20 protein-coding genes and 1 pseudogene are annotated in these 23,009 nt (G+C 39.6%); 10 read left to right on the forward strand and 11 right to left on the reverse strand.

Annotation, left to right across the window (positions count from 1 at the left end):
- Positions 1–18 precede the first annotated feature (18 nt).
- Entirely contained in the window at positions 19–2,016 is a 1,998-nt protein-coding gene (gene uvrB, locus RMY16_RS16520) for an excinuclease ABC subunit UvrB (protein WP_322737312.1), read from the reverse strand.
- 253 nt (positions 2,017–2,269) lie between these two features.
- Here uvrB and RMY16_RS16525 point away from each other — a divergent pair, with 253 nt between their 5' ends.
- The 5 genes and pseudogenes from RMY16_RS16525 (at position 2,270) to RMY16_RS16545 (ending at position 6,087) form a co-directional block, all read left to right on the forward strand.
- Positions 2,270–2,722, forward strand: a complete 453-nt coding sequence (locus RMY16_RS16525) for a hypothetical protein (protein ID WP_322668175.1) — start codon at positions 2,270–2,272, stop codon at positions 2,720–2,722.
- A gap of 345 nt (positions 2,723–3,067) precedes the next feature.
- On the forward strand, positions 3,068–3,250 hold the full coding sequence (locus RMY16_RS16530) for a CsbD family protein (RefSeq protein WP_100900626.1): 183 nt from the start codon (positions 3,068–3,070) through the stop codon (positions 3,248–3,250).
- A 595-nt stretch (positions 3,251–3,845) separates the two neighbouring features.
- Positions 3,846–4,368 (forward strand): annotated as a pseudogene (locus RMY16_RS16535) (histidine phosphatase family protein); the annotation flags it as partial.
- A 252-nt stretch (positions 4,369–4,620) separates the two neighbouring features.
- Positions 4,621–4,788: a hypothetical protein gene (locus RMY16_RS16540; RefSeq protein WP_322737313.1), complete on the forward strand. Its 168-nt coding sequence runs from the start codon at positions 4,621–4,623 to the stop codon at positions 4,786–4,788.
- Positions 4,789–4,959: 171 nt separating this feature from the next.
- Entirely contained in the window at positions 4,960–6,087 is a 1,128-nt protein-coding gene (locus RMY16_RS16545; protein WP_322737314.1) for a succinylglutamate desuccinylase/aspartoacylase family protein, read from the forward strand.
- 185 nt (positions 6,088–6,272) lie between these two features.
- Here RMY16_RS16545 and RMY16_RS16550 read toward each other — a convergent pair whose 3' ends face one another.
- Positions 6,273–7,355, reverse strand: a complete 1,083-nt coding sequence (locus RMY16_RS16550; protein ID WP_322737336.1) for an ATP-dependent 6-phosphofructokinase — start codon at positions 7,353–7,355, stop codon at positions 6,273–6,275.
- Positions 7,356–7,781: 426 nt separating this feature from the next.
- Between RMY16_RS16550 and era the strand changes: the two genes are divergently transcribed.
- The 4 genes from era to RMY16_RS16570 all read left to right on the forward strand — a co-directional run bounded on the left by era (position 7,782) and on the right by RMY16_RS16570 (position 10,772).
- Positions 7,782–8,756 (forward strand): GTPase Era, encoded by a 975-nt coding sequence (era, locus tag RMY16_RS16555; protein WP_322737315.1) that lies wholly within the window; start codon positions 7,782–7,784, stop codon positions 8,754–8,756.
- A 290-nt stretch (positions 8,757–9,046) separates the two neighbouring features.
- Positions 9,047–9,724: a response regulator transcription factor gene (locus RMY16_RS16560; RefSeq protein ID WP_322737316.1), complete on the forward strand. Its 678-nt coding sequence runs from the start codon at positions 9,047–9,049 to the stop codon at positions 9,722–9,724.
- A gap of 111 nt (positions 9,725–9,835) precedes the next feature.
- Positions 9,836–10,126: a hypothetical protein gene (locus tag RMY16_RS16565; RefSeq protein WP_322737317.1), complete on the forward strand. Its 291-nt coding sequence runs from the start codon at positions 9,836–9,838 to the stop codon at positions 10,124–10,126.
- Between the two features lie 7 nt (positions 10,127–10,133).
- Positions 10,134–10,772, forward strand: coding sequence for a YdeI/OmpD-associated family protein (locus RMY16_RS16570; protein ID WP_322737318.1), 639 nt, complete (start codon positions 10,134–10,136; stop codon positions 10,770–10,772).
- A gap of 167 nt (positions 10,773–10,939) precedes the next feature.
- On the opposite strand, the gene RMY16_RS16575 is transcribed toward RMY16_RS16570, so the two are convergent.
- The 6 genes from RMY16_RS16575 to RMY16_RS16600 form a co-directional block, all read right to left on the reverse strand.
- Complete coding sequence (locus tag RMY16_RS16575; RefSeq protein ID WP_322737319.1) at positions 10,940–11,152, reverse strand: hypothetical protein; 213 nt, start codon at positions 11,150–11,152, stop codon at positions 10,940–10,942.
- 357 nt (positions 11,153–11,509) lie between these two features.
- On the reverse strand, positions 11,510–12,250 hold the full coding sequence (locus RMY16_RS16580; protein ID WP_322737320.1) for a DUF3891 family protein: 741 nt from the start codon (positions 12,248–12,250) through the stop codon (positions 11,510–11,512).
- 345 nt (positions 12,251–12,595) lie between these two features.
- A complete protein-coding gene (locus tag RMY16_RS16585) occupies positions 12,596–13,288 on the reverse strand; it encodes a manganese catalase family protein (protein WP_322737321.1) in 693 nt (230 codons plus the stop codon).
- Positions 13,289–13,455: 167 nt separating this feature from the next.
- Positions 13,456–13,734, reverse strand: a complete 279-nt coding sequence (locus RMY16_RS16590) for a GlsB/YeaQ/YmgE family stress response membrane protein (protein WP_322669414.1) — start codon at positions 13,732–13,734, stop codon at positions 13,456–13,458.
- A gap of 590 nt (positions 13,735–14,324) precedes the next feature.
- On the reverse strand, positions 14,325–15,710 hold the full coding sequence (gene hemN, locus RMY16_RS16595; RefSeq protein ID WP_322737322.1) for an oxygen-independent coproporphyrinogen III oxidase: 1,386 nt from the start codon (positions 15,708–15,710) through the stop codon (positions 14,325–14,327).
- Positions 15,711–15,887: 177 nt separating this feature from the next.
- Entirely contained in the window at positions 15,888–16,604 is a 717-nt protein-coding gene (locus RMY16_RS16600; RefSeq protein WP_322737323.1) for a heme oxygenase (biliverdin-producing), read from the reverse strand.
- Positions 16,605–17,571: 967 nt separating this feature from the next.
- On the opposite strand from RMY16_RS16600, the gene RMY16_RS16605 reads away from it, so the two are divergent.
- Entirely contained in the window at positions 17,572–19,833 is a 2,262-nt protein-coding gene (locus tag RMY16_RS16605; protein WP_322737324.1) for a DUF1796 family putative cysteine peptidase, read from the forward strand.
- Between the two features lie 88 nt (positions 19,834–19,921).
- Here RMY16_RS16605 and RMY16_RS16610 read toward each other — a convergent pair whose 3' ends face one another.
- The 3 genes from RMY16_RS16610 to RMY16_RS16620 form a co-directional block, all read right to left on the reverse strand.
- A complete protein-coding gene (locus RMY16_RS16610) occupies positions 19,922–20,122 on the reverse strand; it encodes a hypothetical protein (protein WP_322737325.1) in 201 nt (66 codons plus the stop codon).
- 221 nt (positions 20,123–20,343) lie between these two features.
- Positions 20,344–21,828, reverse strand: coding sequence for an acyl-CoA synthetase (locus RMY16_RS16615; protein WP_322737326.1), 1,485 nt, complete (start codon positions 21,826–21,828; stop codon positions 20,344–20,346).
- A gap of 137 nt (positions 21,829–21,965) precedes the next feature.
- Positions 21,966–22,946 (reverse strand): magnesium transporter CorA family protein, encoded by a 981-nt coding sequence (locus RMY16_RS16620; protein WP_322737327.1) that lies wholly within the window; start codon positions 22,944–22,946, stop codon positions 21,966–21,968.
- Positions 22,947–23,009 lie beyond the last annotated feature (63 nt).

A 23,009-nucleotide genomic window follows, 5' to 3' on the forward strand; every position in this document is an offset into this window, starting at 1 on the left:
GTGAGTATAAGATTCAAGTTAACGTCCTAGCATTTTATCCCGCAGATGTTTAATGCGATCGCGCAATTTTGCCGCTTCTTCAAATTCTAATTTCTTGGCGGCTTCTTTCATTTGCGCTTCTAACAGTGTAATCAACTGGGGAATCTGTTCTAATGGCAGTTCATCTAGATGTTCATCTACAACTTTCAAGTCAGTTGCATTTAACCGCCGAGATACATCTAAAAAAGCCAAAATCGCATTACTTGATTTTTTCACAATTGGTTGTGGTGTAATCCCATGCAGTCGATTATGTGCCGTTTGAATACCGCGACGCCTGTCTGTTTCATCAATAGCTTTAATCATACTACCTGTCAGATTATCGGCATATAAAATCGCTTGTCCCTGGATGTGACGCGCGGCTCTACCAATAGTTTGAATTAAGGAACGCTCGGTTCGTAAGAAACCTTCTTTATCTGCATCCATAATCGCTACTAAGGAAACTTCGGGTAAATCTAAACCTTCCCGCAGCAAATTCACACCAACTAATACATCAAATTTACCCTCGCGCAAGTTCTGCAAAATCTCAATGCGCTCAATAGAAGTAATCTCAGAATGTAAATACCGTACCCTGATACCGTGGTCTTGCAAATATTCGGTTAAATCTTCCGCCATTCGCTTAGTTAATGTGGTAATTAACACTCGTTCATGGCGGTCGGCTCTATCTTTAATTTCGCCTAATAAATCATCAATTTGTCCTTCTGTGGGACGCACGGAAATTTCTGGATCAACCACCCCAGTTGGTCGAATCACTTGCTCAACTACATGATCTTCAGAAACTTCTATTTCCCAATTTCCGGGAGTTGCTGAAACAAAAATGCACTGATTCACTTTTTGCCAGAATTCTTCTGCTTTCAAAGGACGGTTATCGGCAGCGCTAGGAAGCCGAAATCCATGTTCAATTAAAACTTTTTTTCTAGCTTGATCCCCGTTATACATACCGCGAATTTGGGGTACAGTAACGTGAGATTCATCGATAATTAATAGCCAATCTTTGGGAAAATAATCAATTAAACATTCTGGTGCTTCTCCAGCTTGTCTTCCTGCTAAGTGACGGGAATAATTCTCAACGCCGTTGCAGTAACCCACTTCGCGCAGCATTTCTAGGTCATAGCGTGTACGCTGATCTATGCGTTGCGCTTCTAATAATTTTCCAGCTTGTTCTAAGTCTAGTTTTTGCTGTTTTAATTCTGCTGCAATATCATTACAAGCTACTTCTAACCGTTCTTCTGGGGTGACGAAGTGGCGTGCTGGGTAAACATTCACCGCTTCCAAACTCTTGAGAATTTCACCTGTCACTGGGTCAATATAGCGAATCGCGTCAATTTCATCACCAAAGAATTCGACACGAATAATTCGGTCTTCATAAGCTGGACCAATTTCTAAGACATCTCCACGGACGCGAAATTTCCCCCGACCCATTTCGATGTCGTTGCGGCTATATTGAACATTTGCCAAATCCCGTAAAATTTGGCGTTGATTTACTTCCATACCTATCTGAAGTGGGATGGCAGCTTTCAGATATTCTGCTGGCATTCCTAAACCATAGATACAGCTGATGGAAGCAACGACGATGACATCACGGCGTTCAAAAAGCGATCGCGTCGCTGAATGCCGCAACATATCTATTTCATCATTAATTGCCGCCGTTTTTTCAATATAAGTATCGGTAACGGGAATATACGCTTCTGGCTGATAATAATCGTAGTAGCTGACAAAGTACTCGACTGCGTTGTTGGGGAAGAAATCCCGCAACTCGTTACAAAGCTGTGCTGCCAGGGTTTTGTTATGCGCCAAAACTAAAGTAGGCTTGCCAATATTCTCAATAACTGCTGCTACCGAAAATGTCTTACCAGTTCCAGTGGCTCCTAGTAAAGTTTGATAACGATTGCCTGATTGAATACTAGCAGAAAGCTTAGCGATCGCTTGTGGTTGATCGCCTGTGGGACTAAAGGGAGCTTGAAGACAAAATTCTGTCATACAGTTTTGCTGTAAATACCCTATCTGATGGTGACGATTCCGCCCTGTATCCATTGTAGCTGGCTTCTTAAAGCAAATAAATAGTAATGATTATTTACAAAAATTATTAATTTACATCTACTTATGTATTGGTTTTAAAGATTCTTATATCTATATGGGGTTTTTTAAGGTTAAACTCTAGGGTATATGGGAAAAAATTTCATCTTTCCTTAATTATTGTAAAATTCAGTTAACAAACTAGAGGTGTTCGTTTATGGCTATTAGCAACGCTGGCAAAGCAACCAGTTCTCGGCAGAAGTATGCCAAGTCTACAGAGGAAGTTGAAAATCAACAAGACCAGAGCTTGAATGCAGATAAAGTCGAGGAAGTTAATGAACTGCCAGTAGGAGCTTCTGGAACACTTGCCATTTCTGGAATTCGTCCCATAGGTGCTAGCGACTTAGAAGTTGCTGAACACCTTTCAATTTCTGGGGTGCGTCCTGTTAGCACCAGTAGTTTGGAAGTAGTTGAAACCTATAACGCAATGGGTATTCGCCCAATTGGTGCTAATAAATTCCAAATTGTTGAAAGTATGAATCTCTCTGGTATTCGTCCAATTGCTTCAAGTTCATTGGTAATTGATGAAAGCTATTCGACATTCGGTAATCGTCCGATAGCATCAAATGAGATTGACAATTCTGAAAACCTGATGGGTTTTCTAGATTAAAGAAAAAAACATCCCCATAACTTGATTAACCCATTTTCTATACGAAACTGGGTTTTTTTATTTAAAAAGTAAAAATTACCATCTGTAACATTTGTTCTATGTCTTTTAGCATAGGTAACTAAACTATTTTCGCTTTATTTTATATTCAAATAACAGCCAGAACGCTTATTGAAACTAACTTTCTTAATTATGAATTACCAATTACCAATTCCGAATTATTGAATCTGCCTTGTGGTAGAAGGCTTTAGCAAAAACTTTAAGTTACTGTGTAAAAGTAATAACAAAGAGTTTCAAAGTTAGTTTATAGCTTTGAAATTAATTTTTAATTGAATCAGGAGGATCAAAATGAGCATAGAAGATCGTGCAAAGGCTGCTGCTAAAAATGTTGAAGGTAAAGCCCAAGAAGCATTAGGAAACGTCACTGGAGATCCAGAAGATAAAGCTGAAGGTAAAGCAAAGCAAGCCGAAAGCGAAGTACGTCACGGAATTGAAGACGTAAAAGATAATGTAAAGAAAAACATTGACTAGTAATTCATGATTTTTTTGCAGAAACTCTAGGGATATAAATGGGATTAATTCCATTTTTGCAAGAGAAAATCACGAAATGCTAAACATTCAATGCTATGCACCTTTATTCTATTCTTAGCAAGCGTTGAAAGATAAAGGACTAGCTTGATTGACAGAAATTTTATAGAGACGTAATTAATTACGTCTCTATATTTATGTTTAATTTATTCTTACAGAAGATTGCAAGTTAATAGACCTCTTGCAAAAATCCTTGAATCACCCCTCGCCGTATGTATTGGAGAGAAAGCAAGATTTCAAGTTTTCCTCCTTTATAAGGCAGGATTAAGGGGTGTAAGAATGTATTTCATTTAGATGCAAAATGCTCTAATTTATTTTTTATAATTATTATAACTATAAAGCAATACAGTTCACAATAAGCAACAAAAACCTGATTCCGTTGCAAATCTGTCTACGACGAGCGTAGCTATGACAACTTTGCTCAATCTGAAAATCATTGCAAATATCAAAATTTGTAGTAATATACCACAGGCATTAACTATCTTCAGCTACATCTGATTGTTAGCGCTCTTAAATTCACAATCGATGAGAATATACCGTGAACCTAACTCTTTATTTCCTCCGTCACGGACAAACAGAATAGCAGCCGCAATAATTCCTTTTGCGGTTCTATAAATTCAGAACTTACTCCAGAAGGTTTGGAGATGGCAAAAGCTTTTGCAGACACATATAGTTCTATGGATTGGACAGCAATATTTTGTAGTCCAATGCAGCGAACTGTGGAGACAGCAAAACCTTTGTATGAAGCAATAGGGATAGAACCACAACTTAGGGATGGTTTGAAAGAAATCAATTATGGCTTGTGGGAAGGAAAAACCCCAGAAGTCATTAGCCGTGAATATCACGATGATTATATTCGCTGGTCAGCAGATCCGGCTTGGAATGCTCCAACTGGCGGAGAAATGGCTGTCACAATTGCTTCTCGCGCCTTGCAGGTAATTGAAGAAATTAAACAAAATTACACTAGTGGAAATGTTTTAGTGGTTTCACACAAGGCAACCATCAGAATTCTTCTGTGTAGTTTTCTGGGGGTTGACGTGGGACGCTTCCGTTATAAGTTAATGTCTTGTCGTCACCAACATTACAACATTAAGGCTTAAGGTTACGAGATTAAGGCTTAATGCTACAACCTTAAGGCTTAACGTTACAACATTAAGCCTTAACATTACAACATTAATCACCAGTATTATAAGATTAAGGCTTAAGGTTACGACATTAAGCCTTAACATTACGACTTTTTGACAAAAGCTTATGCGATCGCTCTTTAGGGTAGTGCGCTTTGCGCGATCGCAAGCAATGCTTAAATAAAACTTATGAGTGATTTGACGTTGGCAATAAATCTTGCACTGCACCCTACGACTCTGTTTCTAGCCCATCCCGCGCTGTTCAAATTGCCTGGCACACCTATCTGGCGAACTCTTCACCCATCGCCTCGCGCAAAATGGTTTGAAACTGGCTTTCACCTAACTGCTGAAGCATAGGGACTAAAGCATTGATATAGAAAATAATAGTTAATGTAATACCACCTTAACCTAAAATTTACGCAGAGGTTAGCTGATTACGCAAATGAAATCAGCTAATTCTATTGGGCTAGGCTTTTAATTCAGTACAGATACAGCGATAATTTACTCAAATTATCACTGAGTTATTTTATGTTGCCAGTTATTGAAAGCATTGTATTACGTCAAATGGCTTCGGGCGATCGCCTCTACTTACAAATATACAAATTCATCGGCGCTCAACCTGGTAAAAAGGCTTACATTCAATCTAATCTGCACGGTGCAGAAATTGCTGGTAATGCCGTAATTCACCAGCTAATTGAGTTTTTATTAACAATAAATGATACAGATTTAACTGGAGAAATTTGGTTAGTTCCCGTTTGTAATCCAATGGGTACAAATGAACGCGCTCATCATTTTTCTCCTGGACGATATTGCATTTACGAAGCCAAAGACTGGAATCGCATCTTTTGGGATTACGAGAAAGAAGCTGATGATTTAGTAGCTTTTACTAAATCTCAACTTCATAGTGTTCTAAAGGTCATTCGACAAAATTATCTAACTATAATTAAGCAACAATTCGCAAAAACTTTAGAAAAACTTAATTCTTCTAGTGGTGTTCCTTACACTGAGCTTTTTGCCTACAAGCTACAAAATCTCAGTTTAGATGCAGATTACTTAATTGACTTACATACTTCTACAAATCAAGCTTTAGACTACCTTTACTACTTCCGAAATCGAGAAGAGAGTGCAAAATATTTCGGGTTTGATTTCGGAATCTTGCTTGATAAGTATGATGGTGATGCTTTTGATGAAGCTTTTATCAAACCTTGGTTAGCATTGGAAGCTTGTTTTAAAGAGTTGGGTAGGGAAATCAAGTTTGATGTAGAAGCTTGGACACTGGAATTAGGAACAGGAATGCAAATAAACCCTGATTCAGTTGCTAAAGGCGTAAGAGGTGTGAAAAACTATTTAGTGCAAAAGGGTGTACTGCAAATTCCTAATTTTTCAGATGACACAAAAACCCATGAAATGACTTTTAAATCTAACAGCAACCGGAAAAAATATTATGCGATCGCAGGTGGTATGATTCAATCCAGAATCGAATTAGGTAGCACAGTCAAAGCTGGTGAAAAACTCTATCAGATTCTCAGTTTTAACAAAGAAGGTCAACTACCTACTGTAATTGATGTCTGTGCTCAACATGATGGATTGGTTTATGATGTCGCAACCAATCAAGCCGTGAATGAAGGCGAGTTTGTGTTAGGAATTATTAGCTAGTCATTTGTCATTTGTCATTGGTTATTGGTCATTGGTCATTGGTCATTTGTCATTGGGAGTTTAGAGTTTTTTAACTCCTCACTCCTCACTCCTCACTCCTCACTCCTCACTCAGCACTCAGCACTCAGCACTCAGCACTCAGCACTCAGCACTCCTCACTCAGCACTCCTCACTCAGCACTCAATTCAGTCTCCCAAATAAATACTCATACCACGAGCAGTTTTAACTAAAGTACCATTGGGATCGACAGCGCTATATTGAGCGATCGCTTCTGTAATTGGTACACTTAATACTCGACGATTTTGCCATGTCACCATGCGATCGTATTTATCTTCGGCAATTAGATTAACTGCTGCTACGCCAAAGGCTGTTGCAACTAATCTATCTAGTGGTGAAGCAGTTCCACCCCGTTGAATGTGTCCTAAAACTGTGACTCGCGTTTCTACACCGATGTGCTGAATAATTTCATCGGCTAAATATTCGCCAATTCCACCGTATCGAGATTGACCTAAGCGATTGGTAATCGTCACATTTTCGCCATCTTGGGTACGAACTGCTTCGGAAACAATAATCAAACAATAGTTTTTGCCTTTCTCTTGGCGTTCTTTAATTTTGTGGCAAATATGCTCAACTGTATAAGGAATTTCGGGAATTAAAATTACATTTGCTCCCCCTGCAATTCCCGCAGCTATTGCTATGTGTCCGGCATCACGCCCCATTACTTCCAAAATCATGACTCGGCTATGACTTGCAGCAGTAAAATGTAATCGATCTAATGCTTCCGTGGCAATATTTACTGCTGTATCAAAACCGATGGCGTGTTCGGTAACGCCAATATCGTTATCAATGGTTTTGGGAATACCTACTAGATTAATACCACCTTGTTGAGCGAGGCGACGCAAAATTGCCAAACTACCATCACCGCCAATGCCAATCAAAGCGTCTAAACCTAGTTCATGATAACCTGCAATGATTTCTTCGGAGCGATCGTATAAACTTCCATCCGCCATTGGAAAAGCAAAAGGGTCGCCTTTATTGGTTGTCCCCAACATTGTGCCACCCGCAGTTAACAACGAGTCAACTTGGTCAACTTCCAGCTTGGTGAATTGTGGCGGACGCGCCATTAATCCTAGAGTCGCTTGACGGATTCCCAAAACCTCCCAGCCGTAAGTATTTACAGCACAATTTACTACAGCCCTAATCACAGCATTCAAGCCAGAACAATCACCTCCACTTGTCAGAATTCCTATGCGTTTGGGTTGTCCCACATCTTTTATTGACATTTTGATCCAAATGTATATATTAAGTAGTCGATGAAACTTAAGCCAAAGTTAGCAGATTAAACCTAAGCAAAAGTCCTACCTGTTAATGCCAAAGTAATTTTATGTTTCTTTTGGATCTAAAAACAAAACAAAGTCTAAAAATTCAGCAACTCTTGAGCCAGAAGTTAGAATTTATGTGGGTTTGGTATGATTATCGGTGAAATGAGGTAAACTTGGAGTTTAATTTTTTTAATATTCTGATTACTGAATTCTGACTCCCGAATATTACAAGTCAGGTTATCTCAGCTGTAAAATATAAGTGTAGAGTCGGTAGTAGATTAAACCTCGGCAAAAGCAATCCCTAAAAATGCCAGGGTAATTTTATGCCTATTTTGTGTCTAAGAACAAACCAAGTTATCCCAACTATAAAATATGAGGGTGGAGCCAAAGGTGACTAGTATTGAAAATTACAACTTCTCTTTTTCAGGAGAAGTAACAATTCCCCAGGCTCCTCCTGAGTTTAAATCAGGTTTTATCGGCATTGTTGGTCGTCCAAATGTCGGTAAATCTACTTTGATGAATCAGTTAGTAGGACAAAAAATTGCCATTACATCACCAGTAGCGCAAACTACACGTAACCGTTTGCGCGGTGTATTAACTACACCAGAAGCGCAGTTAATATTTGTAGATACGCCAGGAATTCATAAGCCCCATCATCAATTGGGCGAAGTATTGGTGCAAAATGCCAAAATTGCCATTGAATCGGTAGATGTAGTGTTATTTGTGGTAGATGGATCTGTGGCTTGTGGATCGGGCGATCGCTACATTGCTGAATTGCTCAGTCGCAGTAAAACACCAGTGATTTTGGGTGTGAACAAAACCGACCAACAACCGCCCGATTCGCAGTTTCTAGATGATAGTTACGCTCAAATGGCCCAGTCTCATGAATGGGAAATAGTGAAATTTTCGGCCAAAACTAGTACAGGATTACCGCAACTTCAAGAATTATTAATTGAGCATTTAGAAATTGGGCCATTATATTATCCTCCCGACTTGGTAACTGACCAGCCAGAACGCTTTATTATGGGTGAATTAATCCGAGAACAAATTTTATTGTTGACTCGTGAAGAAGTACCCCATTCAGTAGCGATCGCCATTGACCTAGTAGAAGAAACTCCCAGCATTACCCGTGTACTTGCTACCATCAACGTCGAGCGTGATTCTCAAAAAGGCATACTTATCGGCAAAGGTGGAGCGATGCTCAAAGCAATTGGTAGTGAAGCCCGCGAACAAATTCAAAAATTAATCGCTGGCAAAGTTTATCTAGAATTGTTTGTGAAAGTCCAGCCAAAATGGCGACAGTCGCGGATTAGTTTAGCAGAGTTAGGCTATCGCGTGGAAGAATAAAATTAAGTTAGGAGTTAAGAGTTAGGAGTTAGGAGTTAAGAATTAAAGAGTTATGAATAGCTCCTGACTTTCTGCTTTGTTTATGATTAGGTAGGTTTTTCAGATTAGACAAATTTCTTGAGTTTGAGAACCAACATAATTGTCTGAAGCCCTAAATCTCAGTTGAATAATTGAAAAGTTACTCAATGATTTCTTGGAAACCTAAATACCTAACCTTGAAAGCGACTCCTAACTCTTAACTCTTAACCGCCAACTCCTAACTCCTAACTCCTAACTCTTAATTAATAAAAATGTCTTTAGATACTCGCTATCCCTTAAATTTACCGGTCAATGCTTCGCCCTTGCGCGTGTTAATTGTCGAAGACGATCCGATGATGCAACTGGGATTAGAGCAATCGTTGATGGCTCATCCTCAGTTGGAGATTGTTGGACAAGCTGAAGATGGTTATTTGGGAGTTCAAGCTGCACTGCAACTGAAACCTGATTTGGTGGTTATGGATATTGGATTGCCGCGATTGGATGGGATTGCCGCAACACAGCAAATTAAGGCGGCGCTACCAGCGACTCATGTGGTAATGCTGACATCTCATCAAACGGAGACAGAAATTATTGCTGCACTATCTAGCGGTGCAGATGCATATTGTATCAAAGGTGCAAGTGTGGAACGATTGTTAAGTGCGATCGCAGCCGCAGTTGATGGTGCAGCCTATCTCGATCCCCAAATTGCACGGCGAGTAATTGATAATCTCAAACCGCCTTCACCTACCACCAACACCGCCAACTTATCTGGGCGCGAGTTAGAAGTGTTAAAGCTGATGGTAGATGGATTGAGCAACCCAGAGATTGCCGAAAAGCTCTATCTTAGTCCCAACACCATCAAAACTCATGTCCGAGGGATTATGAATAAATTAGCCGTGGATGATCGCGTGCAAGCAGCAGTTGTCGCACTGCGTTCTGGTTTGGTTTGATATCAGAATAAAATTATCTGCAACTTTCAAAATACTAAAGTTCAACCTTTGGCTAGTATTTTTAACTATTAAAATTGTTGTAAAAACTTTAAATTTAGCTAATTTTTTTCCATGCGCTCATTAATATTTCAAAATTTGAAGCTGACTATTCCTACAGCTTTAGCATTTACGGTTCTTGGTTATATTCTAAGTCTACCTCTGAGTTATCTTGGCAACTCAGAAGCAGCAAGATGGCAATTCAATTTCCAACGCACAACATTTATTGAAACCCGAAAGCTTGATGAGCTTGGAAGTTTTCAAGCTAGGGTAGCACTTGGTGGTACAGCGCTCGGAATCCTTGTAGCTCAAACAACTTTTATTACGTATATATTTGGACTTAGCAATCGTAGTACTAAGCAGTAAGCGACCAATGCAGCAAAGTACAGAAAAAAACCTTAGCCTTAGCAAAGATAAGAATACTGGTGTATCTAAACTTAATAATGAATTACCCACTTTCTGCCCTCAAAGCCGCGAAGAATGGCGAAAATGGTTAGAAGAAAACCATCGCACCTCTCTTGGTGTGTGGCTCATTTACTACAAAGTAAAAAGTGGTAAACCAAGTGTTCGATATAGCGAAGCGGTAAAAGAAGCTTTATGTTTTGGTTGGATTGACAGTAAAGTTAAATCCTTAGACGAAGAACGTTATATGCAAATATTTACACCTCGAAAACCGAAAAGTGTGTGGTCAAAATTAAATAAACAATATATTGAAGAACTTATAAAACAAAGCTTGATGACTACAGTTGGTCTGGAAAAAATTGAAGCGGCAAAAGAAAATGGTTCATGGAACTCTTTAGATGCGATCGAAGCATTAATTATTCCCTTAGATTTAAAGCAGGCTTTAGAAACAAACACAACAGCCAAAGGGTATTTTGAGGCATTTAATAACTCATCCAAAAAGAATATTCTTTTTTGGATTGACAGTGCAAAACGTCCAGAAACCAGATTAAAAAGAATTGAACAAACTGTAAACTCAGCAGCGATTAACAAAAATCCATTAGTACGATAACAAAGCTTATATCATTCTTGGACAAACTGTCTTTTGAAGCACTCTTGTTAGAGATTACCATATTTTTTAATCCCATTTACAAGTAGAAGCGTACATATATATGTACGCCTCTATAGCTGACTAATTTGTTGCCAAGATGTTTGAAAGATAGTCTACCTCAATGCATTTTAGTTAAAAGAGTTTGAGAGTTGATTAGGGTCAATATTAGTAGGAAATAACAAAATTTCCTTGCCTTCTAAACTTGCCTTTTGGTGAAGCAAAATTGCTTTTTCCAAAGAACAATATTTAATTGGAACCCATCTGTCGCTATAAAAGTAGACAGTTACTCGGCTCATTGCATACTCTTTCAACGGCAGTGGAAGAGACCAGGACGAATCCACAGTTTGAACCTTACCTGTTGAGTCCATGCTTTGAACCTCAGTTATTAAGTATATTTACTTTCCCTCATCAGAATCATTTGAAGGAACTATCATAAGTAATAACAATCTGCCTCAAAACTGCATCTTTAGGTAAAAATTAGAATAATTAAAATTGACCTCACTACCTTGGCACTAAATGCGATCGCTAATTCTTGTATCTTTGCAGCTTGGATTATATCCACAGGATAACCCCCTGAAATAGTCGTTACGGAGATCGCTATTGCAAAAATACAAGTAGGGATTTGATAGAAGAGTGCGATCGCATAAGCTAGTTTTCTTACAGCTATTTTCAGCTAAATAGCTGTAAGCTTTGTGCATCTAACTCTTAACAAATGTCCACTCTAGTACCTTGATTGGCGCTTCTTGTAGTACTTGAGATAATTCGGTGCTGCTCTCAAATTTCACCTGGGAGAGGTCGCAGGCTTCGACAGTGACCGTGAATTTATCGTCTTGGAAGGGCCAGGGTTTAACAACAACCAAGTTATCACTGCGCTGCATGATGTCATAGCGCTCCCCTTCAGGGCCCTTGCTAATTTCTAAAAACCGCTCATCATCAGGTAGTTCTTGCTGACAGAGAATAAGTGAAAGGCGATCGCACCATTGCATAAATGCATAGGCTGCATCAACTTCCTCCTTTTTGATGCCCAATTCTTTGCGCCAACGTTGCTGATTTTGAAGTTGCTCGTCTAAAAGTTTGTCTAATTTTGAAGACTTACCCCGGCTTGACTCATTTAAACGGCTGATGTGCATAGAAATTAATAGAGCTACCCATCGTCCACGGTAAAGGGCATTCTTTGCCAAATTAGCCAATTTATCGACACCTGCATCTAAATCGGCATTTGTGGAGAGCATGAAGTCCTTTGGCGCACCCGCTTCAGTTAGAATATCTTCTTCCCACTCTTTTTCTAAGTCATCGTGATGAGAAATTGCAGCTATTGTTTCATATAACCTTGCTGGTGCGTCTTTGCGTCGCCATTGTCCCGCTAGTTCAGCTGCTAATAAAGCATGGGCACGATGATAAATAACTTCCCAACCAGTTGGCGTAGCGTTGACAATCACAAGTTAATCTCCTGATTCTGAGTTTTGATTTTGAGTTGAATTAATTTCTGAAGTCAGAAATATCGGGGTAGAAATTGAAACCGCGATCGCTCTAACTTTTTCCGTGTGGATTAATATTTAATAGCTCTAGCTATTTTCAATTAAGTGTAATCCTCAAATACTTAAATAAAAATCCCGACTTCTTAGAAAAGTCGGGATTTTTATGCTCACCAAATGTAGCTAAACAGCCCAACATTTTCTCAAAAAGGTAGGTTATTTACCCACCAGATTATTGGGAGTTGTTCAGAATCTGCCAAAAACCTCTTTGCCCAAAATAAACCTATATTCTGACTGCAACCTATGCAATTAAGAGTGGCTTTCTAGCGGATCAGCCACATATTTGAATGTTGGCTCAGAATTCCAAGGGCCACGCTCATCTTGACCATTTCCGTTTGTAGATAGGTTGTAGTAAAGAGCAACAGTTTCATCTGGCTTAATATTACCAAAGAATGGATCTGTCAACTTACCTAGTGAATCTAGAGCTTTCATAAACATCTGGGTATGAGAAATTTCTCGTGTTAACAGATGGACTAAAGTCTCTTGAGTTCCTTTGTCGGTTGCCAACTTAATCAATTCTTCGTAAGTCTGACGAGCGCCAGCTTCGGCTGCAACGTTAGCTCTTAAATCACGTACTACATCTCCACCCTCATTCAAGTAACTTGCAGTCCAAGCATTACCTTGGCTGTCTAGAAAATGAGGTCCAATTCCTCGAACTGCAAAAAGAGTACTCTTGTAAGCCTCTGTTTGATCTACATTTTTAGTATGAGCCTCAATGAGTTTACCAACCATTTCTAAATGGCTGAATTCCTCAATTGCAATGTCTTGGAGCATATCTTTAATGCCAGCATTTTCGACATGGAATGATTGAACCCAATATTGAAGTGCTGCACTAAGTTCTCCAGTAGCTCCGCCAAACTGCTCTAAAAGCAATTGAGCAAAACGAGGGTTTGGTTCACTAACGTTAACTGCATGAATAGGCTCTTTTTTGTGAAAAAACATAGATTTACACTTCTCAAAATTTGGTGTTACAAAACGAATCAAGTTATCTCTCAGTTGTTTCCAGATAGAGCTAATTTGATGTTTTATAGCTTCTTAAACTGGTAATAAACTAAAAGACTGAATAAAACACAGCAATTATCTTAGGGTTGATAACTACCAATCAGCGGTTATACATTGCTGCTTCTTCTGATTAATCCCCACAGGTAAATAGCAACAATTGCACCAAGCACAGCCACTAAAATACCAGGAAAAGTTAAACCAGCGCCAGCCGCAGTAATTTGCAAAGTTCCTGTTCTAAACAAGGTAAATAAAGTTCCACCGACGAAAGCACCAATGATACCCAAAATCATTGTGGAGAGAATTCCGCCGCCTTGAGAACCAGGATAAATAGCTTTAGCGAGCGCACCTGCCAAAAGTCCTAAAACTATCCAAGCAATAATACTCATAACCGCCTCAACAATCTCACTCACTTAATATCTAAGTTATCAACTCCAACCCCAAATTCTTTCTACCAGATGGGGTAAATGCTAAATCCAAAAGTTATACAAAATAATTTATATCCAGATTGGATGAGAATTTACATTTTTTGCATCTTCATACTAAATGAAAGTTTTTGCATTTTGTAAGCTATAACTTATTAAAAACATCTAATCATAGACATAATTATTGTCTGCACAACTAAATACTAGTTACTACTCAATACATATATATTCTCTTTTATCTCTATCTTAAGGAGTAAAGTTGTATCTAACTTATTGGGGATGTATTAAAATATTTATTCAACTTTTGAGAATTTTCGTTACAACTCATCATTAATTATAAATAATTAACCAAGATTTTTATTGCAGATTTTTATTTAACAACTTTATTCCAATTGCCTTTTGACTGCCTATCCGGCTTGCACTGCGCTTCATACACCACACAAATCAGTTCAAACATAAAATCGGATTACTATAGTCTTAATAATATCCCCTCAACTTTGATTTTTAAGGTAAATTGAGGGAATATTATGTGGTAAAGATTTGCAGAAGTGATATCAAATAGCGCGGGAGAACTTTGTCTCTCGCGTTCTTGTGTGAGTATCAAATATGACGGCAATGTTTCTAACTAGTAATCTACCGATGTCGGTGATCTGGATCTGATTTTTTGATAAACTGACTAGGCCATCGGCTTCTAGTGGTTTTAAAGCCTTTAGTTCTTCAGAGAAATATTCATCAAAACTGATATGATATTTGTTTTCAATATCTTGCTTATGAAGTTGAAAATGAGACATAATACCCATAATCACATCCCGTCGAATAATGTCATTATGAGTGAGCTTGATACCTTTGCTAATAGGTAAACTACCTGCTGCCAGTGTCTTCTGATAATAATCCTTTAACTCCTTGTGGTTTTGAGCATAAGCATCTTCTAACATACTGATGGATGTTGCACCAAAACCAAATAATTCTGTTTCGGCGTGTGTAGTATAGCCTTGAAAATTGCGTTTAAGAGTGCCATTGCGTTGAGCGATCGCTAATTCGTCATTAGTTTTAGCAAAATGATCCATCCCAATAAATAGATATTGGTTATTCGTCAATTCTTCAATGGTCATTTTCAGAATCTCTAACTTTTCCTCCGCTGGGGGTAGCGCCTCTTGAGGAATATTTTTTTGTGTCGGTTTGAGCCACGGCACATAAGCAAAGTTAAAGACAACAATTCGGTCAGGATCTAATTCAATCGTTTTTTTCAGCGTCTCTTGAAATGTCTCACGTGTTTGATAAGGTAAACCATAAATTAAGTCTACATTCACACTTTCAAACTTAGCTTCTTTGATCCAACTCATGACATCAAAGAGCATTTCTTCTGGCTGGACACGATTTACAGCTACTTGAACTTGGCGATTAAAATCCTGAATGCCAAAACTAATGCGGTTAAATCCAATCTGTCTCAGAAAGAAAATGTAGTTTTTCTCGATATAGCGGGGATTAATCTCAATTGAGATTTCTGCTTGGGGATCGATGTTGAAATAGCGATTGATGTTTTTCCATAAAAATTCTACTTGGTGACGCTCTAAGTAATTAGGAGTACCACCTCCCCAGTGGATTTGCAGCACTTTTCTATCAGAATCGATTAAAGCTGCGGTGTTTTTAATGTCTTGAACCAAAGACTCCACGTAAGGTTTAGCAATATTCTTGTTGTTGGAAATTACTGTATTACAGCCGCAGAAGTAGCAAGCACTTTGGCAAAAGGGGATATGGAAATACAATGAAAGAGGGGTTTTGCGTTGATTCGATGCGGCGATCGCGGCCTTAAAATCAGTTTCAGTGAATGTTTCGCTTAACTCTGTAGCGGGCGGGTAACTGGTATATCTAGGTGCGCGAGTGTCGTACTTTTGAATCAGATCGAGATCAAACTTGACACCAGGTAATAGAAAAACCATTGAGTTGCTTTCCAATGAATGAAGGGAGTAGGTAGAGACGCGATTAATGGGGAGCAGCACTTCGGCTACGCTCAGTGACCGAGGAGCAGGGGAGCAGGGGAGAAGTTACAGTAAGTTTTTCCCCTCTGCCTCTTTACGCAATGACAAATGACAAATGACAAATGACAAATGACAAAATTAATTAGCCGCAGCTATTTCAGTGCTACCTGAATTCTGAGAACGAGTGAGGCTATTAAAGAGAACTTGACCAAGTGCTTTAATTAAACTTCCCTCTAACTCTTGAGCCATCTTTAAATTGAAGCCAAAGGCATTATTGGCTTCTGCAACAATCCGTTCTGCTGTTATATCATCAATGGGTAATGCATTTAATGCCTGACGATACTTATCCTTAAATACCTTTTTGTCAGGAATTTGCTCAAAGTTATAAAACGATGTGCCTTCATAGCCAGAAAGCTTCAGGGCTGACTGAGCAACTTTTTGTAGCATTTGACCCCCAGAAAGATCGCCCATGTAGCGAGTGTAGGCATGACCTAGCAATAAGACTGGTTCACTAGTAGAAATTTCCCGAATGCGGTCAATGTAGCTCTGGGCAGCAGGTGAAGGTGTAATTTGCTCTCTCCAATTATCCCCATAATAGAACACCATGTCTTTTTCGAGCGAGGATTGGCGATTAAGTTCCAAAAAGTAAACTCGACTAATCACAGGATGTTCTACATGGCTTTCTAATGCCGCTTCTAGTTCGCTGTACACGTAATACAAGTTGCTTAAGAATTTGGCGAAACAGTCTCTATCCACAACTCCTTGCAAAAAACATTTCATGAATGCCACATTTTCCGCTGATGTGTGGGCTTGTTGAGTTCCAGAGCGGAGTTTGATGGCTAGATTGCTACTCATTGTTGCTTCCTTCATGTTCAAGCGCAAAGTTTCTCGACAGTCACCAACTCACGATGGCTGTCACGACCAGCTAAAAAATTGTTATTCTAGGTTTAGAAAGGATGTGCATCACTCTATTCAACAAGTACAACTGCCGATGCAAATCCCAGCTATTTTTATTTATCCTAAGATTATTTAACTATTCATTCATATATAGCTATTAAGATATTAATATTTATTTATGTTTTTCAGATGCTCATGTTTAGACACATCCCAGTAGGGACGCAAGGACTTGTGCCCCTACTGCGTAGTCTATTTACCTGAAAAGCTATGCGAACTCATTAGACCTCTTGCAAAAATATATTTTTGCACTCTTAGGGAAAAGGAAAAAGGTTAAAGGGAAAGGATTTTGAGTTTCTTTACCCTTTTCCCCTGCCCCTTATTCCCAGAGGGGGCCCCACCTTCCCCTTTACCCCGACAAATGCCAAGAAGTCTATTGTAAAATGCTGCTAAAAATTACCCTTGATAGACTGCATTATTGGGTATCTATTGCAGACTTACCTAATCAAACCTGTCGATATTGAATCATTGAGAGGAACAGTTTATTGGACATTTGCTGACAAAGAATGTAGAGATAAGTTAGCGCAGTTAGGTGAAGCCTAGTCCAATTTTGCATTTCTACCAGGATTTTAATGCTACTGAAGGACAAATTTAACTTAATCTTATCCTTTTTTTGATTTGTTCTTAGTTGTACTAAGACTTTTAATACAATAGATTGTATTTAATCAGTATAAAATTCTTCTATAAAAATCCAATTTAATTTTTGAAAAGCTTGCCTGCTCTAGCTTTGGGTGATGTAAATCAGAGCTTACGTATAGTTAAAAAGATTAATACCGGATTCTTAAGAGTTCTATGTGATATTCTCAAAAAAGATTTAAGGATTCAGCTGACCGTTTGGTATTGTCCTCACTAAATCAGGATAAACTTTATGTATCGATTCCAGATCAGTGCATACACTCAAACGGGCGAATCCATTGGTCTGGTGGGTTCTACTCCAGAGTTGGGATTGTGGGACATTAGCAAATGTGTTCATCTGCGTACAAGTGGCGATCGCTATCCTTTATGGTGGACAGATATAGAATTTGACATTCAGCCGCCTTTGGAATCAGGCGATGGACAGAGAGTTGAATATAAATACATACGTCTCGATGCAAACGGCAACGCCCGATGGGAGAGCTTACTAGATACAAATCGCTGGATTCCGATTGACTCTAACGATGATGCCAGCAAAATTATTGTGGATGATGGCGTATTCAGTTATTTACAACCTTATCCCTTCGGATACATTGAGCAGCCTGCTGTCAGAATACCCCTGGATGAAGAGTCTGAAGGGTTAAAAATCGTGGTCATTGGCAGTTCCGTCGCATTAGGTCATAGAGCTTGGTTTTTGAAAGGTTGGGACTGGCTGCTGGCACAGGCTTTGAAGCAAAAATATGGTCATAAACTCGTGAATGTGTCGGAGGTGGGGGCGAATGTCAGCAAAACGATCGCTCGATTCCCCTGGTTTGTCACCCCAGAACAACCGGATATCGTAATCATTGCCCTGTCTCTGGGCAACGAAGGATTAGCCTACTGTCCCCCTCATGAACGGCGGGCAGTACAGCGACGGTTTGAAAGTGGCTTGCAGCAGCTTGTGAAAATGACCCGCGACATCGGAGCAATCCCAATTCTGGGCGGAGTCTATCCCAACGGGAATTATTCCCTGGAACATTACTGGTTAATCCGAGACACACACAACCGGATGCTCAGTTGGGGCGTACCTGTACTGGATTGGTTGGCAGCTGTAGATGATGGACAAGGACGATGGAAAGCGGGGACATCCTTTGATCCGGCTCACCCGAATACAGTCGGTCATAGCCTCATGTATCAGCAGATCGACCACCATTTATTCGATATCGACAAAGACGAATTAGCAAAAGAAAAACAACGCTTCCAGCAACAGAATGAATTTCCCATCTACTTTAATAATGGGGGCTTTCATGTCTCTGTCTGCATGGAAGAGAAGCGTTTACGGATTGTTAATTCATCAGAATACAGCTACACCATCGCTCCCTATTGGCAAGAACTACAAACTGCACTGCAAAGTAAGGCTGGATTGATATCAGGTATTTACATTGCGAAGAATACCCAGCCGGGGACGCTCCCCTTCTTGGCTGTAGAGGATGGTGCGATCGCAACTACAATCAACATCCCCCCTAATACCGATCTAGAATATAGCGCTGCCTTCAATCTATTTTCGCCGAACAACGTTTTATTCTATAACGGTCATTTGGGGATTTTGCAAGCGGATGAACGCCACCTCTGGATAATCAACGAATCAGACAGCGAGTACAACATCCAGCCAATGTGGACGGAGGTTTGCGACGCACTTAAAGCCATACCATCAGGAGTTTATGAAGATCCGCTTTATCCCGATGTCCCTTTTCGCACGATGATGATTGGTAAGGATGGGCTAGAAAGCCGGGTGAAAGCACCACCTAAGTCTGCGGTGTTGTTCCAATACAAATGTGAGTTATCGGATATCAGCCGTGTGGCGATTCTTCCCCTTGGCGATCGCTGTGCCGTCCGCATGATGTTATATAAAATGGAGTATGATGGCCCCGCCTTTCCCTTCGATCTCACACGCACGACTAATATTGCAGATGTTGCGGATGCGATCGAACACGGTTTTGATGATATGTGGAACCCTGCTTTTTTGCATTACAGTCCCGATGCAGGTAGAATTTACCACGGTAAGTGGTCGGGTTTATCCTTTGCCCATGAAGTCGAGGAGACAGACGACCCAACGAATGATATGTTTCCCGTCCATGAACGGATGCGCATTCGCTACACAGCACGCTCTGAAAGGTTTTGGTACGCATTGCAGCACTGCGACAAAGTGCTTTTTGTTCGCACAGGAATTAGCGATCGCGGTGGTGTGATAGATTTAGTTAACAAGCTGCAAAAACAATGCCAGGGGAAACCATTTCATCTCTTGCTTCTTTCTCCCCAAAGCAGTGATGAGTTTTTAGACCTTCCTAATGTGCTGCATTACAATGTCGAGTTTAATCCCGATCGCATGTATGACGATTTAGGACATTGGATGTACTGCACAGATGTAATGCGAGAAATTCTGGAATCCCTTGGTGTGTCCAGCAAAAACCTCTTTTGGTGTCCGCCCAAACCTCCGAAGGGATGGGAAACTAGATAGGAGCGATCGCAATACTGTTCGGTTAAGGCAAGAGACGCGATGAATCGCCGTCTCTACAATAATTACGTCATTTGCTATTTCGGCGAACTCATTTGTTATTTTGGCGATTGGGTTGTTTGAGTGGCTGTGAAATAATCTGCCGATTACTTGCAGCTTGCTTTTGTCGCAAATCATCACAAATTGCTTGTAAATCGTAGTTGAAAGCCTTTGCATGTTCTTCTCGAATTCTATAAATCTCTTCAAGAATTTCATCTTTCCACATGGTTTCGATGTAAACAGTTTCGCTCATCTGTTATTAAGCTGTTATAGCCGTAGTCACACAGATTAGGACAGTGTTGATTGCTCAAAGTCCTGAAAAAACTGGATTTTTACTCAGCACTCAGCACTCAGCACTCAGCACTTAGCTATAACTTTCTCATGTTATCCGAAGAGATCACTGGGGATTCACTTACTTTTAAGGACTTACAAGGTTTAAAATTTCTAGGTCTAGTTCAGTGTGGATGATCGCTATCAGCAAAATAGCTCAACCACCGTCGGTTTAGTAACTTTACCCATCACGTTGCGCGGTAATTCTTCAACTATCAAAATTTGGGTTGGCACTTTATAGACAGCCAATCGCTCTTTTGCCCAACTTCTGAAAGCTTCTAATGTTAAAGGTTGTGAGTCTTGCAATACCAACGCCGCACACACCCGTTCACCCCATTCTAAATCAGCAACTCCAACCACTGCACATTCCTGAATATCTGGATGCGATCGCAATACTTCTTCAATTTCTAAAGCTGAAACTTTATACCCTCCAGTTTTGATGATATCCACGCTCATCCGTCCCAGAATTCGGTAGTTGCCATTCTCCACTACGGCGGTATCTCCAGTACGGAACCAACCATCTTGGAAGGCTTTGGCGGTTGCTTCGGGGTTTTGCCAATATTCGAGAAACACTCCGGGGCCTTTAACTTGGATCTCTCCTGGTGTCCCCCCTGGAACTAACTCTCCGTTCTCATTTACTAATCTCACTTCAACTTGAGGCAGAGGCTTCCCCACATATCCAGACAACCGTTCACCGTGTAAAGGGTTTGATAACGCCATCCCAATTTCAGTCATACCATAGCGTTCCAGTAGAAAATGGCCGCTGATGGTTTGCCACTTTTCTAAAACTTGAACTGGTAATGCTGCCGAACCAGAAACCATCAGGCGCATTTTAGCACAGCCTTCTGACATGATTTTTTGGCGTTCCTTTGAGGCAATTCCCCAAGCCGCAATCAGTTTTACATAAATCGTTGGTACTGCCATAAATAGAGTTAAGTCACCATCACAAATTCGGTTCCAAACGGTTTCGGCATCAAACTTGCTCAATATATGGCATTCTGCTCCAGCCCATAATGCACAAGTCAGTACGTTAATAATTCCATGAATATGATGTAGTGGCAGAATATGTAAAATGCAATCATCCGATGTCCATTCCCAAGCTGTGATTAAGCTAGTCACTTGCGCTTGAATATTTTGATGAGTTGTAACTACACCTTTTGGTTTACCTGTTGTACCGCTAGTGTAGAGAATTAAGGCGCGTTTCGTGATATCTATCTCTGGGAGGCGACTAATATTATGTGGAAGCGTTTCTGAGGTGAGGATAAATCGCAAATTGTGTTCTTCAGCGAGCGATCGCAGTATACCCTCAAAATTAGGATGAGCAACAATAATCGATGCTCCAGAATGGGTAATTACATACTCTAATTCTGGACGTGGGTGGGAAATACACAGAGGTACAGCTATGCCACCAGCCCGCCAAATTCCCCATTGAGTGGCTACATACTCAAACCCAGGCGGAATGAGAAAGGCAACTCGCTGCTCTTGTAAATCTTCTGTATTTTGAAGAAGACTTGTTGCTATTTGACTGGAAGTGTGGAGCAAATCCCGATAGGTAAATGCTCCGTCCGTTGTCAAAATTGCTGTTTTCTCGTTGTGTTCTTCAGCACGAATAATTAATGGTAAATTCACGTTTGTTTGCCGATTTAGGGTTAATTCAGTTTACCTAAATAAAGTATATATAGAAATTTAACTTATTCCGCACCAACAGGCTCAAATAACAACCTTTTTAATGAGTTGATAATATTTTTTTCGTAATTTTATAGATATTACAACCAACGTTGTTTTTTAGCATAGACAATACTGCCAATCACAATTAATGCCATCATACAGATTACTACAGGGTAGGCCCAAGGTTGTTCTAATTCCGGCATATATTTGAAATTCATACCATAGAAACCAGACAGAAAAGTGATTGGTAGAAATATGCTTGAGAGGATAGTCAGGCGATTAATTCGTTCACCTGTTTTACTAGCAATATTATCGCGTTGAATTTCCATTAGTTCTGACATCCAGGCTCTTATAGCTTGATATTCTTGCCAGAGTTTATCAACGTGATGAACCAATTCTTGATTGAATAGTTCTTTTACTGGCTGGCTGATCCATTGGAAATCTTCATTATTCATAATAGCCATAAGTAACTTGATGCTTTGAAAATTACGGCGTCCAGAACGAGTAGATTGCCTCATTGTGGCAATTTTTTGGTACGTTGATTCATCACCAGAATTGTCTAAAACTTCATCTTCTAAATCATCAAGTTTTCTAGAAATATAGGTAAATACAGTTTCATAATTATTTAAAATATCTTTAAATATGAGATAAAAAAGATAGTCAATTCCCAATTTTTGAATATCTATAGTTCGCTTTTGAAGATTATTAGTTAAAATACTTAAAATTTTTAGTTCGGTGATTTCAAAAGTTATGATAAAATTATTTCCAACCACAATATTACCACGCACAACCTCAAACTCATTATTTTTTATTTGAGAACTTAGGATTTCATAGCTGTCAAATAAACAATCTTCTATATCTTCATCAATTCCTACAGGGGAATGGTTGAAAATCATGTTAACACGAGATGGATTTAGTCCAAAGTGCTTGATAATTCTGGCTGTTCCAGTGCGATCGCGGAAGTGAACACAACGCAACCAATTATTCTGAGAACCATCAATTCTTTTCAGTACCGTATCGACATCTCTATGGGTGAATATTTCTAGGTTATCTGGATAAAAAGTCAGGAGAATTAGCATATAGGAATCCTAATTGAGTCGTAATAAAATACTGTGACTCATGGGAATTAATCAGGACTTTAG

The sequence above is a fragment of the Nostoc sp. DedQUE12b genome, assembly GCF_034530835.1.
Classification (GTDB): domain Bacteria; phylum Cyanobacteriota; class Cyanobacteriia; order Cyanobacteriales; family Nostocaceae; genus Nostoc.